Raw genomic sequence first — 14,143 nt, 5'->3', positions numbered from 1 at the left:
TCCACTGTTGCTGCACTGTCCCTAGTCATCTGGTCCGCCAAAGAGTCCCAGTGCCTCGGACAGCTTCGCCTCAACTTGTCTGCGCTGCACGTCAATGTTTGACGGCGATGTCCCGCCGGGTCCGTTTCGTCGTGCCAGGGCGGATTCAACTGTCAGCCGGGCCAGGGCGTCGCTGCTGATGCGGGCGTCGATCTCCCGTGCGGCCTGCAAGGTCAGCTGCCCTAAAGTGATGCTGTTCATTTCACAGTGCTTCACCACCTGGCCCGTGACGTCATGAGCCTCGCTGAAGGGGACGCCCTGCTCGGCGAGCCAGTCGGCAAGTTCCGTTGCTAGGGTGAATCCCACCGTCGCCTGGCGTTCCATGGCCTCGGCGTTGATCTTGAACGTCCTGACCATTCCGGCTACGGCAGGCAGGACAAGGGCCAGGGTGTCGGCGCTGTCAAAAGCAAACCGCTTGTCTTCGCTCAGGTCCCGGTTATAGGCGAAGGGCAGGCCCTTGAGCACGCCGAGCATGCCGGCAAGGTTGGCGTTGAGCCGTGACGCCTTGCCGCGGGCCAGTTCGGCAATGTCGGGGTTTTTCTTCTGCGGCATGATGGATGACCCGGTGGAAAATGCGTCGTCGAGCTTTATCCACCCAAACTGGATGGTGGACCACAGGCAGAATTCCTCGCACAGGCGGGAAATGTCGGTGGCCAGCATCGCGGTTGCGAAGAGGAACTCCGCCACATGGTCCCTGCTCGACACGGCATCAATGGAATTCTCGGAAATTCCGGTGAAGCCCTGCTCACGGGCCGCCGCCAGGGGATCCACGCTTAAGGACGATCCCGCGAGTGCGGCGGCGCCCAGCGGGGACAGCGAACTCGACTCCCACGCATGCTGGAGCCGCGTGACGTCACGGGTGAGTGCGAACGCGTGGGCCATCAGCTGGTGCCCGAAAACAATCGGCTGCGCCGGCTGCAGGTGGGTGAACCCGGGAGCCACCACGTCCTTCGCCTCCACGGCACGTGCCACCAGGACCTCCACCAGGCGCCCGGTGTCATGGGCCACGGACCGTGCGGCGTCCCGAAGGTAAAGGCGAAGCTCATTGGCTGTCTGGTCATTGCGCGACCTGCCTGCCCGCAACTTGCCGCCGAGCGGTCCCAGCCGCTCCACCAAGATCCGCTCAAGGTAGCCGTGAACATCCTCGTCACCTGGCGACGGAACAATGTCACCGTTCAGGTGGTCAGCCACGATTTCATCGAGGGTAGATTCAATCACCTCCCGCTCCCCCGCAGTTAAGAGTCCTTTGCGAACCAGCTCGCCGGCGTGGGCCTTTGAACCGATGGCGTCGTAGGGCACCATGCGGAAATAGTCGCGGGGTGAACGGGAGAGGTCTTCCAGTGCAGGGTCAGTTCTGGACGCGAACCGTCCGCCCCAGAGCTTGCCAGCCGCGTGGCCGCCCGTACTGTCTACTGACGTCGTTGTCATAAATGCACCTCAAACTAGTGGAAAGAATGTCTGACAATGTGGTGAATGTCTGACAATCATCTAACCAAAAGCTGGCGCGGTCAAGGTTTTATCTGACAAAATGGATTTATGACCATCATTCGTCCCGAGAAGCGTCCACCGGCGGCTGCCCGGCACCAAAAAAACACGCCGTCATCCGGAGCCCTGACGGCCGACGTCATTGCCGAAGAAGTGCGGAATTCAATCGTCAGCGGCGAGATACCGCTGGGCACAGCCATGACGGAGAAGTCGATGGTCGCCCAGTACGGCGTGTCCCGTGCTACCGTTCGCGAGGTCATGCAGTACCTCATCGCCGAGGGTTACCTGGCGCGGCGGCCTTACCACAGCGCCTATGTCCGGGCGTTTTCGTCCAAGGAAATCCGTGACCTCCTGGAAGCCCGCGAACTTCTGGAAGTCCACGCCGGCCTCCAATCCATCAACGCCGATGCAAACGCCAAGGCACGCCTCCGCCGCGCCCTCACCGACTACCTGACGTCTTTCGATGAAGAAGACCTGGCAGAAAGCTCACGCCGGCATCGCGACCTGCACGTTGCCTTGGTCGGAATGACCGGCAATGACCGCCTCATGCGCCAGGAAGAGCAGCTTATGATCGACTCCAGCCTGGTCGTGGCCGTGATCGATGCCCGACGGGACGATGTCGACAAGATGAAACGAATGCATACTCAACTGGTGGACGCATTCCTGGACGGCGACCAACAACTTTCAGCCCGTCTTGTCCGCGAGCACCTCGACATGGTCCACCGTGCCGCCTTGGAAGAACTAGACGCCGTCGAACTCGCCAAGGACTAAGGATCGACTAATGCGCCGAATCAATTGCCGGCGTTGTTCCTGATCAAGAGGGCTCCGGAAGCCTAGGCCGCGTGCAGGACCTCTCGAAGGAGCAACGGAGTTCCATTCCGGCTGTTTGCCAGCTTGAGCGTGCCGGGACCAGATTTTTCATTGCGTCCGAGCCGGGCTTGGACTTGCCAGATTTCGATGTCAATCCGTCCCGTCCCTCTCGGCAGCCGGCGAGCCGACTCCCACCACGCGATGCGTTCAATCCAACGAACGGGCTTGGCAATGACTGTTCACGGGTGGCCGTTTATATCCAAACTGTGCGGCGTTCCGGCTTCGCCGCGGAATACCCTTGCTAGTTGATTCATGGTTTCGATGCGGTCACAAGGCTCCGACATTGCCACTCGGAGTCTCATCCTCGGACCTCTGAATCGTGCCGCAGCCCGCCGATCGTCTATGTCCCGGCGCGCAAAAGTGCAAAGTACCGGGTCCCAACATTCCACGCCACCGGATGCAACAAGGTCCCAACCGTTGGATTCAATGCACTGAACATCATGCCGTTGCCGGCGTATATCCCGACGTGGCCCCAGTGGTTGGGTCCGTCCGGATTCTGGACGACCAGGTCGCCCGGCTGAGGCACTGACGTTGGATGCCCACCGGTCCACTGCTCCGTCCGAGGCAGCGGTATCCCCGCCTGTCCGTAGACCCATTGGACGTAACCGGAGCAGTCCCACGCCTTGAACGCTGTTCCGCCCCAGACATAGCTCCCGCCAATGCCTTCCTCGGCGTAATGGATGATGTCGCGCCGCAGCTTGCTGAGGTTGGCAGGAAGCTGCGGATCCTGGACGGAGCCAACGGCTGAAGGACATTTCGCCACATGAGTCCCGGATTTGAGTGCCGCGACTATGGCATGGGCTTCCCCGTCCCATTGCGCATACAGTTCCGGAAACGCCGATTCCTGAACACTCTGCACCGCAGCGCCTTTCGGCATGGACGCCCAGCCAGGGATGTCGAGCAGGCCGCGCGGGGATCCATGGTTTGGCCCGGTCGGCCCGCCGAAGAACGCCTCGGCGTCATACAAAGGGTTCATCAGGTCAGTCACGGTCCCCCACCCGGCCGAGGGTCGCTGCTGGGCCGTCCCAAGTGAGTCATGGTCGGAGCCGACTCCGTCGTGGGCGAAGGCCAGGGAGCTCGCGACAGACGAATTTGCGAGTACCCGGAGCCCCGATTCCTGCAGCGACATCATGATGGCGATCTCCAGGCCACTGTCAGGAACTCCCAGTGACTTGCCAACGGCGATGTAGGCCCGTGCCACGGCAAGCTGTCCCGCGGAGAGAACGATGGGAGGTCCGGAACCCAACGGGATCGACAGTCCGTTGCCCGACTGAGCTGGCGTGTCGGCGACTGTCGAGACTGTGGTGAGGCACGCCGTCGTACTTCCCTGTGCGGCCGTCGTCGTCATAAGGGCCAAGCCGCCACACATGGCCATAATGAGGACGGGGACCAAGAGTCCAACGGCGCCGGTCACGAGCCGAATAAGAGCGCGCCGTTTCGCTACCGTCAACAGAACTGCCGGCACAGCCATCAGTACACGATCCTGCCCGCTGAGGCGTAGAAGCCCACCATCACGCAGCGGTCGGCGGGCGCGTTGGCGGCGGGAGGACAGTTGACCATGACGCTAACGGGTGTCGTGTACGTGTTCGTGCCACCCTTCTGGTGTTCAGCCACCTTGAGTGTGAACGTGCATACGTGGAGCCCCTGCCATGGGGGCGGGTTCTGCTGGAATTGGGCCAGCTGGGCATCGCAGGCGGCCGTAGAGATAGCAGCGGTCCGGTAGGCGTCCATGCCTTCCAGCGATGCGAACGATGCCGCGGTGACACCGGTAGCCTGGAATTCCTGGGCCAAAACGGTTAGTGGATTGGACCCGTCGGGCAGCACGTCCCACCATGACCGCAGACGCTCGTAAACCTGCGAATATGTCGAAGACCGCGCGTCCCAGGTGTAAATCGCCTGCGCCGCAGCAGCAGCCAGCATCCGGTAGTTCTTGGTCATTGGTTCGTCCGGCGCCATGACTGGTTCAGTACGCGACGGCGGTGGTACGACGGCGGGCACCTCCCCGGCAGGCGGCCTCACCACGGTGGGGCTGGGCTTGGGCGCCGACGCCGAAGGGCTTGGAAGTGGCGGCCGAGCGGCGAGAACGACTGCCACAAAGACGACGACAGCTGCAGCAAGCACCAGAGCCAATAAGGCCCGTCGGCGCCCCGCCAAGCGGCGAATCAGATCAACCATTACGGACATGAAAACCCCCTCAACTATTCATGGTTCTCGGGAGGTTCTACAACGTGAGCGCCCTTCCATCGAGGGCCAGGGCATCACACTCAGCCGAAGGTCGGATATCGGTTAGCGTCGCGTTGCCGGCCGCCGCGTGTTCGAGGATTTCGAGGGCAGCGAAGTACATCCGCCGGGCATGGCCAATCTTGGATTCAAGATACCGCCAGCTAGTGGCGGTTTCGGCAGCCAAGTCCGTGAGACGGGCGGCCCGTTCAGCGCCCTGGACACCAGTCAGGACCAACCGTTCGGCAACGATCTGCAGCAGCGGGCTCGGAAGGCAGGAGACGGCGGTGGCGATGGTGGTGGGTTCGTCGCACAAGGTTGCCGGTTCCACATCCAATGCCGCCCTCACGGTGAAGGCCATCTGCCGCACGATTGATACGGCGTCCCAGCGCTTGCGCTCTTCCCACCCCGGGTGATGGGCCTCAGTGCGCGGCCGCGGCGTTGAAAGGCATTCGACCGCCCAGTCCCACTTCTTGGCCGGTACATTTTTGCGGACTGCAGTGATGACCTCCTCGGCCCACTCGTGCCCGGCAACCTGGTCCATGCTCTCGGTTGCCGAGTAGTCAATGGGAGAGAGACTGTCCCCGTCCGGATCAAACATCAGCGGCAGCAGAGGGTGGGCAAGTACATGGCGGATATGGTCAGCGCAAAGGTGAACGGCAATTCCCTGCACCCACCCGCCAAACGTAGTGCCAGGCAAATACCGGTATTGCTGTTTTACAAGCCCCTCCCAGGCGGCGACGCGGATGTCCTGCATGACGTCGTCGACGTCGTCGATCCTGCCCAGGCGCATAAGCCTGGAGCGGACATACTTCTGGGTGTTTTCAACAGCTTGCATCAGCTGGTCGATGGGGATGTCGGGCTCTGGGAGGTGCTCCAAGGATGCATCTGTGGTGAGGCGGATCTTGCTGTCTGGTTCGTTGGACTTGAGGCCCATCTTATTCACCGGATTTCGTGCCTGTGGTGAGTATTCGACGAGCGGCGTCGATTCAAGCGCCGTTGTTGGAGCTTCCATCATGGGACCGTGTCACGCGAGGGAAGCGAGCCGGAATTCCGGGCTCTGAAGCAATCCACCAAGAGTCTTGGGCAACCGCTTCTGCATTTGGATATCTTTCCATTTTTAGAGCTAAGTTAGTTATTGTCAAGGAAGAAGGCTGCACCTGTGGACAACTTTGGGGCAGAATGGTGCCATGCCACACATCACGCAGCCTGAAGACGCAGACTGGTCTCCCGAGATTGAGGCGGCCGTGGCCACTTTTGGAAACCGGGCGCGAAGTGAAATCCTGCGCTATTTGGCCCACCACGGCCCGGCCACCCGCGGGGACATCGTGGCAGCCGTCAGCTCGGAGGCCCCGAGCGTTGCAAAGCACCTCTTGATCCTGGAGGAAACTGGCGTCATCAAGGCCGACGTCGAACCCGGCCTCAGGCGCGGAAGGGCACCACGCTATTCAACAAACAAGGCTCGCATCAGGGAGCTGATGGCGGCTCACCGACGCTATCTTCTTGACCTGTAACGGCTTTGCCGGCCCGGTGCCGTTTAATGTCATCATTGAGGTATTTGGTGATCACTCGCAGTGTCTCCGGCGAAACCTCGCCCAGGGCCCGAGCGGCAAACGACTTCACCTTTGCAGCCCTTAACGCTTTCAGGAATTCCAGGCGCGAGTCTATGACCTCCGGCAATTCCGGACCCCCGTTTCCCAGCAAGTAGTCCGGGTCCACGCCAAAGACTTCACTAATCGCGGTGAGAAGCTGTGGATCGGATACTAGTCGGCCAGAACCGTCCTTCATATAGGACCACCGGGCACGAGAGAGTCCCACGCCGCGGGCGGCCAGTTCCTTTTGTAGCTCGAGGAAGGTGAGCGGGGCGCCCCGTTCTTCCGCAGCAACATCCAGGAGTAGATTGAGGCGGCGTGCAAGGAGCTGCTGAGGCGACGGACCTGACTCCGCCTCGTTTGCGTTCTCTGGCAATTCCGGCTCCCACTGGTGGCAGTTATGGCGCAGACCCGATGCAATGAAAGCGCCCTTACTGACCCCCAGTATTCCGCGCCGCCGACACTGTCGCAATACGACGTTCGATCACATTGTCCACTGCGGTCACCAGCAGCAGCTCGGCACTGACAGTCCCCGCCCACGGCCTGAGACGCGCAGCGCAGACATATGCAGCCAGACCGTCAGGGTCCATCGCTTGGTATGCGTCCAGGTGATAGGCCACCTCAGAGACCACGCCAGCCAGTGCCCTCAGAAATTCAATCTCATCGTCGTCGTTGCGGTGCCAGTACCGCTCAGCCCGCATCAGTTCTGCGGCCTGACGGAATGCTTCAACTTGCGGATGCCCGTGCATGGGAGTCTCCCTCCGCTGTCGCCCTCAACCGGCAGTCGTTGAACGGCCTGCCGGTTCCTTATTTGTTCATGGTTGGCCACACTTCTTCCAACGTGAGCGGATCAGGCGTACATTAATTCATTAGACATGTCCACATCGGTAGCGAAGCTGAGGGCGCAACGAAGGGTGGCTCCAGTCATGTCGAGAATATTATTCACATCCATAAGCGCCAGGCTGCTGCACCTCTTGTCAGCTGCCGGGCCAATGGGTATGCCCGAAATCTGTGCAGCATTGGATCTGAAACCCGGCCGCGTTCGGCACAAGCTTTGGGTGCTTCGCCGGGACGGCTATGTCAGCATCACGGATCCATCGGCAGCGGGAGTGCACCCCTGCTACATGGCGGATCGAAGCCGGGTGGAGCGGGGTCTCTCGGAGCTGTTGGCAGACTTCGGGGCAGAGCCGCCGTAGCTGCGCCGCTGGCCGGATCCGCCAAGTATCGAAATGAGGCGCCCGCACGCCAAAACTGACTTACTATGGAAAACAGCTCCCAAATTCGGTACCGGGCGGCAGTCGCCGGCTGGTAGTTGGTCTCACTTTTGGAGGTGCCCTGTGCATTCAAGCCTTGTTGAGAGCTTGCGCAAGCAGCAATCAGCCTCGCCCGAAGAATGGGAGGGCACGTTCCGGCGGATGGTCCTTTTCGACCTCGCCAAGGACATGGAATTCGGCAACTTCCTCTCCTACTACCGCAATTTCGCGGTCCCCCAGCTGGCCCAAACGCTCGCCAGGAATGGGGAAATCACGGCACGCCCCACAAAGAGGTCGTACGACACCGCCATCGTCATCTACGAAATCATCGCAAGCGGACTGGACAGTCCGCGCGGTCAGGAAATGGTTTCCCTGCTCAACCGCGTGCACAAATACGTGCCCGGCAAACCGGAAGACTTCCGCTACGTGCTACTCACCCTTCTGGTGGTGCCCATCCGCTGGTGTGAGCAGCATGCATGGCGCAAGCCAACCGACACCGAAGTGGACGCCGCGACGCGATTTTTCACGGAACTTGGACGCCGAATGCACATTGTCCAGTTACCCAGTTCCTTCTCCGACGCTGCGGCCATCCTGGATGACTACGAATCCGAGAATGTCGCGCCCAGCCCGGCGGGCCTGGAACTCATGAATGCGACCGTCCAGATCCTGCAGGGGACCCTGCCGACACCTGTGCGACCTTTCACCCGGATCCTGCTCAGTGCCATGTTCGACGACGGCCGCCTCGCCGCTGCTCTCGGCCTGCCGCGCCCGCGCCTTTGGTCCCGTGCGGCACTCAACGGGGCCTTGAAGGCCCGAAACGTTCTCAGACGGTGGCGTCCGCTTTCGCAGGAACCCCGGTTCACGCCGGGCAGGCCCGTCAGCGCCATCTACCCAAATGGCTACAAGCTGGCCGACCTTGGCCCGGTTAACGTCATGACCTCGGCAGATCGGGTCCGGTAATGGATACCCGGCCAGCAAAGCTGCAGGCTCAAATCGCCGAACAAAGCCTTAAGCTGCCGCCCAGATTCACGCTTCAGGCCCTGCAGAGCTATCTCGCCGTCGAACGGGGCACGGCAATCATCGTTGACGAACTGCCGGATCTGCCGGGAACCGATGTTTGCGGGATGTGGATCGGATTGGAAACTCGGGACCTGATTCTTCACGCTACCCCGCGAACGCCCTGGCACGGCCAGCAAATCGTCCTCCACGAGTTTGGGCACATGATTCTCAGGCACGACATCGGTGCGATTCCTGCTGAAGCGAACTTGTCCCTCATCCCCAACATTGATCCGGCCACCATTCGGCATGTGCTGTTCCGAGGCAGCTACTCGGCTGCCGCGGAGCGTGCGGCTGAATTGCTGGCCGACCGCCTATCCCACCGGATTCTCAGCAAATCGACGAAGGCTGTGGCTGAGCACCTGTCCTTCGGCGAAGTCTTTGGCTGATGCAATACCTCCCCGCGGCTATCCTTTGGTCATTGGCGCTCGTCCGCATTCCCCATGCCAAAGACGCCCGGGGCCGGCATGTCTTCTGGGCCGCATTGTTTGCAGCCGTTGCCTGTACCTTGTACGTCCCGGACGTTTACTTCGCCGTTGACACGGTTCTGGGTGGGCGGAACTTGGTGAAACTGGCCACCCTCCTGTCCGTCATGCTCGGCTTCTGGCAATTTCGCAGCGCGATCCTCGTCGCGGTCTCCACCGACCATACAAGCAGCCGACGGCGTCTGTTGGCTGGCCGCTGGGCCGTAGCCGCCGCTGGGACGATCGCCGCCGTCGGCTTTTTGACGAGCAATCCAGGTGCTACCAGCGGAAATCTCCAGGTCGCCTATGCGGACGAACCGGGCATGAAAGCGTTCCTGTTGTCCGGCTCGGCATTCTTGGTATGGTGCGGCCTGGACCTGGCAGTCATGTGCATTCGTTCGTGGAAGCACCTGCACTCCCCCGCATTTCGAATTGGGTTTCTGTTGATCGCCATCGGTTGTGCGGCGTCATGCGCGGCCATCATTGATCGCGTTGCCTATGGTTCGATCAGCCAAGGTGCCCGCCCGTCTACCTCGCTTGCAGCATTCCTTGATTCCGCCTACTGGCCGGCCGAGGCCGTGGCGGTCACCTGCATCGGAATCGGCCTCATCATTCCGGCCGTGCAGAACCCTGCGCGGAGCGTCTTGCAAAACCTCGAGGCACGGGCGCTCCTCCTCCAATTGAGGCCCGCCTGGTTGCGGGCAACGGCAGGCCGGCGCGACATCATCCTCAACCCGTCACCGTTCGGGATGTTGACTCCATTCGCCCCGAACGCCAAGATGCACCTGCACCGTCGGTACATTGAGATCAACGACGGCGTCATGCGATCCGGCCAATCTGGCCTTGTTCTCCCGAGCGAGAGCACCTTGCTCGCACGTGCCGAACAGCTGCTGAGCGGGCACTAGTTGTTGGCCACCAAAGCCTAACTTTCCATACCGATTGGCCAACGCTGAACACCGGCGCTCACGTAGTTTCGGCTCCCCACCACCATGAACAGTCAAAGGAGCTCCGGCTCATGGACTGCTTTGCTCGGAGGAATTGTGGAACGGCTCAGAATCAAGACCCCTGACGATTTCATCAGTCTCATGGGGCACAGTCTCGGATACTGGCCCCAGGAAAGTCTGGTGTGCATGGTGCTGGATGACCGCCGGATCGGCGGCACCCTACGGGTGGACCTGCCATCAACTACGACAGACGAAGCGCGGTACGTCGACCATGTAGTGCGCTACATCCAAACGGACCGGCAAGCGACCGGGGTCGTTTTCGCCCTTTTCACTCACGCGGCATGGAGCCCTGGCGATCCCCGCCCCCATGAAGCGGTCATGGAGCGGCTCACCGGCGAACTCTCTCAGCACGACATCATCCTTCGCGACGGATGGTTGATCGGTGAAAAGTCATTTACAAACTACCTTCGAATGACCAACGACCCCGTCAAGACCTACTCGCTGGACCGCATCACCGGCAGTCAGCTCAACGCCGAGCTCGTATTCCGCGGATCCAGCATTGCCCCGGACCCGGGATTTCACGTACCCGTTCTTGCCCAGCGGGATATCCACGATGAAATCATCAAGCACTGTGGACGGATTGAGGCAATGAGTCCCCCGGTTGCTATCGCAAAGGCACGGACGCTGTGGGGAAGCTTCCTTGAGGGCAACAAAATGCCGTCCGACGACCAGTCGGCCGAATTGTTGGCGTACTTCAAGTTTGTGTCGGTCCGCGATCGGCTGCTTGGCGACGTCCCAGGGCTCAATGAAAACTTGCGTGACCTGCTGTTGGCTCAGACCATCCAGGCTCCGCATTGGGCCCGCGTAGACCGCGCGACCGACCTTCTGCTCCACCTGTACAGCCGGGCCGACCAGGCAGATGCAGCACCAATACTTACCAGCTTGGGAGTCATCCAATGGTGGGAGGGCCGTGGAAGCCGAGCACACGAATGTTTTCAACGCGCCATCGAGGCTGACCCTAGCTACCGGCTGGCACAGCTGACCGACCAAATGGTCAAGTCCGGAATCCTTGCCCCCTGGGCGACGGACCGCAATGCGTCTTACCAGCCGCCCATGAACCGTGGACCGAATATCGAGGGCCTGGGAATGGCCTGAGCCGTCAAGGTCCATAGATATCCGGCCCGAAACGTGAACACGTTGAAGTGATCAAAACACAAAATAGGAGATTCCGATGACGCAGCAACTTAACACGGCCGCTTCGGCAACCAGCACGACTGGCAACGTCGAGGAATGGCTGACGCCCAAAGAGATCTGCCGTGAGCTGCAGATCCCGGAACAGACGTTCTACCAGTGGCGCGTCAAGCACCTGGGTCCGAAGGCCCACCGAATTGGCAGGCACCTGCGCATCAGCCGTACGGACCTCAACGCCTGGCTGGCGACAACCGAGGACGACTTTGGTTAGGCAGCGGCTGGCATTGGGGACCTGGGGGCAGATAACGCGCTATCAACTCAAGCCCAAGACTTGGCGCGCACGTGCCAAGTTCCGCTCCTTCGACGGCGTGGTCCGCCGGTACGAAGCATGGGGCCCTTCTGGCCCGAAGGCAGAGGCTGCGCTGGTCCACAAGCTCACTCAACTTGTGCCGGTCAATGAAGAAGAAATCAGCCCTGACATGCAATTGCGGGAACTATCCAAGGTCTGGTGGGCAGAGTTTGAGGACCTAGGACGCGCCGCCAATACCAGCAGGAGGTATCGCGAAATCATCAACACATACATCCTGCCGGGAGTAGGTGACCTCACCATCAGGGAAGCCACCGTGAACTCACTGGACAGGTTCCTCAAGACGGTTCGCACCAAGAACGGCAATTCAACGGCCAAGATGTGCAAGACCATCCTGTCCGGCATGTTGAGCCTTGCCACACGCCACGGCGCCGTAAGCGCGAATCCACTCCGAGAAGTAGCTCGGATTCCCATCGCCACCAAAGAAGTCAGAGCCCTCACCTTGGATGAAGCGGTGGAGCTTCGCAAGGGTGTCTACGATTGGCAGCAGCCCACCGGAGGTCCCAACGGACTCCACGAAAAGGACGTCTTGGACGTTGTGGACATCATGCTGGCCACGGGAGTGCGTATAGGCGAGGCGTTGGCGATCAGATGGGTCGACGTCGACCTCGATGCCGACAAGCCAACGGTGGCCGTCAACGGGACCATCATCAATCTTCGCGGGAAGAACGGGTTGATCATTCAAGACCATCCGAAGAGCGCCAATTCCAGGCAGCGGTACTTCCTGCCGCTCTTCGCCGTCGAGATGCTGCGCCGACGCCAGGCCGACACGGCTCGAACGAATAAGTTGGGTCTGGTCTTTGCCTCCAGTGTCGGGACGATTCGTGATCCCAACGGCTTCCGGAAGCAATGGCGCGACGCCCGGACGGCCATCGGCTTTGAATGGGTGACGCCGCATACGTTCCGGAAATCAGTTGGGACCATTCTGGCCAACACCCAAGGCATGGCAGCTGCAACGGCGCAGCTCGGCCACTCAAGTGAGAAAATCACCAGCAAGCACTACGTCCAGAAGACGCACCAAGCGCCAGACAACACCGAGGTGCTGCAGGCGTTCGGCCGGTCCCTACCTGAATAGTCGGATGGCGTCGGATTTACTGACATTCGGCCAATCTACATAAATCTGTGGAAAACGGAAGGAGAACATGGCCATGCCAAAGATCGTGCACCCAATAGGGCCAGGCTGGACGGCCGATGTAGACGCTGCGATGCAGCTGTTCGGCAACCGAGGCCAGAATGAAATCATTCGGTACCTGAATGGGCATGGGCCTGTTAGACGCGGCGAAATCGTTGAAGCAGTGACCTCCAGCGAGGCGAGCGTTGCCACCCATCTCATCTCCCTCGAAAACTCCGGCGTCATCATCGTGGACACCGTCCGGGGCCGGCGGCACGGCCGCGCGCCACGCTATTCGGTCGACCTTGACCGCGTCAAGGAACTGATAGGGGCACTTATGGAATATCTGCTGAATTGCCAGGCGCCTCCCCCTCGCCAGGATGTGGAGCAGAAGCCTGACCCAGGTAGTCAATAATCTCGTCCAACGTCTCAGGCGATACGTCACCGAGTGTACTTTCCACAAATGACTTCACCCTGGCGGCCCGGAACGCCTTGACCTTCTTGAGCTGCTCGCCTGTCATGGCCGGAGTCTTAACTTCCTCGACACTGAGCAAATAGTCGGGATCCACTCTGAAGTAGTCAGCCAACGCAGTCAGCAAGGCACGGTCCCGAATCAAGACACCCTTGCCATCCTTCATGTAAGCCCACCGAGCCCTGGACAGTTTCACCCCGCGGACGGTCATTGCGGCCCAAATGTCTGGATATGACACCGGCCCGCCGCGCGCCACGACAGCGTTGTCAAGCAAGAGGTGGAGCTTTCGAGCGAGTTCGCCTTGAGGTGTGCGCCTAGCCATGTCGCCTGCACCGGGTGATTCCTTGTCTGCCATGTTTCTCCAATCCGATACTTTGAAGTGCTTCCAATATGGTCCGGCCACTTGAACGCTTCAACGAGCCACGAGACGTGAGCCGTTCGTAAACACGCCCCGCATTATCAGCAATGCGTTGCCAATCCCGTGCACTCGAACGTTTCCATTTCTGTCCAGGCTCGGGAACTCCGCTATCCACCAGGGGTGGTCACTGCCGTAGGGAACCCGTCTGCACGTAGCCGGCGTCAGACGAGTCGGCTGCCGTCGTTCTTCCGACATGCCAACGGTCGTCTGTTGTGGCAGCCACGCGTCGAAAACCGTGCGGCTGATGCAAACGTGGCGGCCGATCCTGTGGGCCCTCGGCCCCGCGTGCTTGACGCACCACTGGTAGAAGGTATGCTCGGTCAACGAATGCTCCTATTCAATGTTGGTCTTCCCCCTTCCATGCTGCAAAGACACCGAAACCACATGACTTCTATTGGCTAGAGCAAAAAACGTCGCACCGGCGATGGTCGGCAAACGGGGTGGCGGATCAGCCTAGTTGGTACAGGTGGTCCACGTAGTGGGTGTGTAATCTCGCTACATCGTGGACAGTGAATATCACCCCATTCGTGGACAGCGGGTCTCAGTACTTTGGACTACGTGGACTAGCAGTACCAACCGGAGCTATCCGCCAATCGGGGGCACATTGAAATCATTCGACACCGGAATAGACACGGCCCTGTGAGACGCGGCAACATCGTTG

Annotated in this window: 16 protein-coding genes; 9 read left to right on the top strand and 7 right to left on the bottom strand. The window is 60.5% G+C overall.

The window, feature by feature from the left end:
* Positions 1 to 21: 21 nt before the first annotated feature.
* Positions 22 to 1,467 carry an argininosuccinate lyase gene (argH, locus tag G6N77_RS14750; RefSeq protein ID WP_165182929.1) on the bottom strand — a complete coding sequence of 482 codons (1,446 nt, stop codon included), beginning with the start codon at positions 1,465 to 1,467 and terminating at the stop codon, positions 22 to 24.
* Between the two features lie 108 nt (positions 1,468 to 1,575).
* On the opposite strand from argH, the gene G6N77_RS14745 reads away from it, so the two are divergent.
* Complete coding sequence (locus G6N77_RS14745; RefSeq protein ID WP_165182928.1) at positions 1,576 to 2,295, top strand: GntR family transcriptional regulator; 720 nt, start codon at positions 1,576 to 1,578, stop codon at positions 2,293 to 2,295.
* A gap of 439 nt (positions 2,296 to 2,734) precedes the next feature.
* Here the strand turns inward: G6N77_RS14745 and G6N77_RS19960 are convergent, their stop codons facing one another.
* The 3 genes from G6N77_RS19960 to G6N77_RS14730 form a co-directional block, all read right to left on the bottom strand.
* Entirely contained in the window at positions 2,735 to 3,742 is a 1,008-nt protein-coding gene (locus G6N77_RS19960; RefSeq protein ID WP_240902221.1) for a C40 family peptidase, read from the bottom strand.
* 122 nt (positions 3,743 to 3,864) lie between these two features.
* Complete coding sequence (locus tag G6N77_RS14735) at positions 3,865 to 4,332, bottom strand: hypothetical protein (RefSeq protein ID WP_165182927.1); 468 nt, start codon at positions 4,330 to 4,332, stop codon at positions 3,865 to 3,867.
* A gap of 283 nt (positions 4,333 to 4,615) precedes the next feature.
* The gene (locus G6N77_RS14730; protein WP_165182926.1) at positions 4,616 to 5,632 is read right to left on the bottom strand and encodes an RNA polymerase sigma factor; all 1,017 of its coding nucleotides are present in this window, start codon (positions 5,630 to 5,632) and stop codon (positions 4,616 to 4,618) included.
* Between the two features lie 172 nt (positions 5,633 to 5,804).
* Here G6N77_RS14730 and G6N77_RS14725 point away from each other — a divergent pair, with 172 nt between their 5' ends.
* Entirely contained in the window at positions 5,805 to 6,128 is a 324-nt protein-coding gene (locus tag G6N77_RS14725) for an ArsR/SmtB family transcription factor (RefSeq protein ID WP_165182925.1), read from the top strand.
* Here G6N77_RS14725 and G6N77_RS14720 read toward each other — a convergent pair.
* Positions 6,082 to 6,582 carry a helix-turn-helix domain-containing protein gene (locus G6N77_RS14720; protein ID WP_165182924.1) on the bottom strand — a complete coding sequence of 167 codons (501 nt, stop codon included), beginning with the start codon at positions 6,580 to 6,582 and terminating at the stop codon, positions 6,082 to 6,084. The genes G6N77_RS14725 and G6N77_RS14720 overlap by 47 nt on opposite strands.
* 55 nt (positions 6,583 to 6,637) lie before the next feature.
* Positions 6,638 to 6,955: a hypothetical protein gene (locus G6N77_RS14715; RefSeq protein ID WP_165182923.1), complete on the bottom strand. Its 318-nt coding sequence runs from the start codon at positions 6,953 to 6,955 to the stop codon at positions 6,638 to 6,640.
* Between the two features lie 126 nt (positions 6,956 to 7,081).
* On the opposite strand from G6N77_RS14715, the gene G6N77_RS20465 reads away from it, so the two are divergent.
* The 7 genes from G6N77_RS20465 (at position 7,082) to G6N77_RS14680 (ending at position 12,556) form a co-directional block, all read left to right on the top strand.
* On the top strand, positions 7,082 to 7,402 hold the full coding sequence (locus G6N77_RS20465) for an ArsR family transcriptional regulator (protein ID WP_420867316.1): 321 nt from the start codon (positions 7,082 to 7,084) through the stop codon (positions 7,400 to 7,402).
* Positions 7,403 to 7,567: 165 nt separating this feature from the next.
* Positions 7,568 to 8,419: an oxygenase MpaB family protein gene (locus G6N77_RS14705; RefSeq protein WP_240902219.1), complete on the top strand. Its 852-nt coding sequence runs from the start codon at positions 7,568 to 7,570 to the stop codon at positions 8,417 to 8,419.
* Positions 8,419 to 8,904 carry a hypothetical protein gene (locus G6N77_RS14700; protein WP_165182920.1) on the top strand — a complete coding sequence of 162 codons (486 nt, stop codon included), beginning with the start codon at positions 8,419 to 8,421 and terminating at the stop codon, positions 8,902 to 8,904. Before G6N77_RS14705 ends, G6N77_RS14700 begins: the two co-directional genes overlap by 1 nt.
* Complete coding sequence (locus G6N77_RS14695; protein ID WP_306986742.1) at positions 8,904 to 9,884, top strand: MAB_1171c family putative transporter; 981 nt, start codon at positions 8,904 to 8,906, stop codon at positions 9,882 to 9,884. The genes G6N77_RS14700 and G6N77_RS14695 overlap by 1 nt, the downstream gene beginning before the upstream one ends.
* 135 nt (positions 9,885 to 10,019) lie before the next feature.
* Positions 10,020 to 11,078 carry a DUF4192 domain-containing protein gene (locus G6N77_RS14690; RefSeq protein ID WP_165182918.1) on the top strand — a complete coding sequence of 353 codons (1,059 nt, stop codon included), beginning with the start codon at positions 10,020 to 10,022 and terminating at the stop codon, positions 11,076 to 11,078.
* Positions 11,079 to 11,154: 76 nt separating this feature from the next.
* Complete coding sequence (locus G6N77_RS14685) at positions 11,155 to 11,385, top strand: helix-turn-helix domain-containing protein (protein ID WP_165182917.1); 231 nt, start codon at positions 11,155 to 11,157, stop codon at positions 11,383 to 11,385.
* Positions 11,378 to 12,556 (top strand): tyrosine-type recombinase/integrase, encoded by a 1,179-nt coding sequence (locus tag G6N77_RS14680; RefSeq protein WP_165182916.1) that lies wholly within the window; start codon positions 11,378 to 11,380, stop codon positions 12,554 to 12,556. Before G6N77_RS14685 ends, G6N77_RS14680 begins: the two co-directional genes overlap by 8 nt.
* 371 nt (positions 12,557 to 12,927) lie before the next feature.
* Here G6N77_RS14680 and G6N77_RS14675 read toward each other — a convergent pair whose 3' ends face one another.
* A complete protein-coding gene (locus G6N77_RS14675) occupies positions 12,928 to 13,419 on the bottom strand; it encodes a hypothetical protein (RefSeq protein ID WP_165182915.1) in 492 nt (163 codons plus the stop codon).
* Between the last annotated feature and the right edge of the window lie 724 nt (positions 13,420 to 14,143).

This window comes from Arthrobacter silviterrae (assembly GCF_011045165.1).
Lineage (GTDB): Bacteria > Actinomycetota > Actinomycetes > Actinomycetales > Micrococcaceae > Specibacter > Specibacter silviterrae.
Note: the sequence above shows the minus strand (reverse complement) of the source record. Positions and strands in the feature narration are given on the sequence as shown.

Bases quoted from the DNA above. Each gene is read 5' to 3' on its own strand.
- argH (WP_165182929.1), bottom strand. From the start codon at position 1,467: ATGACAACGACGTCAGTAGACAGTACGGGCGGCCACGCGGCTGGCAAG.
- G6N77_RS14730 (WP_165182926.1), bottom strand. From the start codon at position 5,632: ATGATGGAAGCTCCAACAACGGCGCTTGAATCGACGCCGCTCGTCGAA.
- G6N77_RS14715 (WP_165182923.1), bottom strand. From the start codon at position 6,955: ATGCACGGGCATCCGCAAGTTGAAGCATTCCGTCAGGCCGCAGAACTG.
- G6N77_RS14735 (WP_165182927.1), bottom strand. From the start codon at position 4,332: ATGACCAAGAACTACCGGATGCTGGCTGCTGCTGCGGCGCAGGCGATT.
- G6N77_RS20465 (WP_420867316.1), top strand. From the start codon at position 7,082: ATGTCCACATCGGTAGCGAAGCTGAGGGCGCAACGAAGGGTGGCTCCA.
- G6N77_RS14725 (WP_165182925.1), top strand. From the start codon at position 5,805: ATGCCACACATCACGCAGCCTGAAGACGCAGACTGGTCTCCCGAGATT.
- G6N77_RS14745 (WP_165182928.1), top strand. From the start codon at position 1,576: ATGACCATCATTCGTCCCGAGAAGCGTCCACCGGCGGCTGCCCGGCAC.
- G6N77_RS14700 (WP_165182920.1), top strand. From the start codon at position 8,419: ATGGATACCCGGCCAGCAAAGCTGCAGGCTCAAATCGCCGAACAAAGC.
- G6N77_RS19960 (WP_240902221.1), bottom strand. From the start codon at position 3,742: ATGACGACGACGGCCGCACAGGGAAGTACGACGGCGTGCCTCACCACA.
- G6N77_RS14685 (WP_165182917.1), top strand. From the start codon at position 11,155: ATGACGCAGCAACTTAACACGGCCGCTTCGGCAACCAGCACGACTGGC.
- G6N77_RS14675 (WP_165182915.1), bottom strand. From the start codon at position 13,419: ATGGCAGACAAGGAATCACCCGGTGCAGGCGACATGGCTAGGCGCACA.
- G6N77_RS14695 (WP_306986742.1), top strand. From the start codon at position 8,904: ATGCAATACCTCCCCGCGGCTATCCTTTGGTCATTGGCGCTCGTCCGC.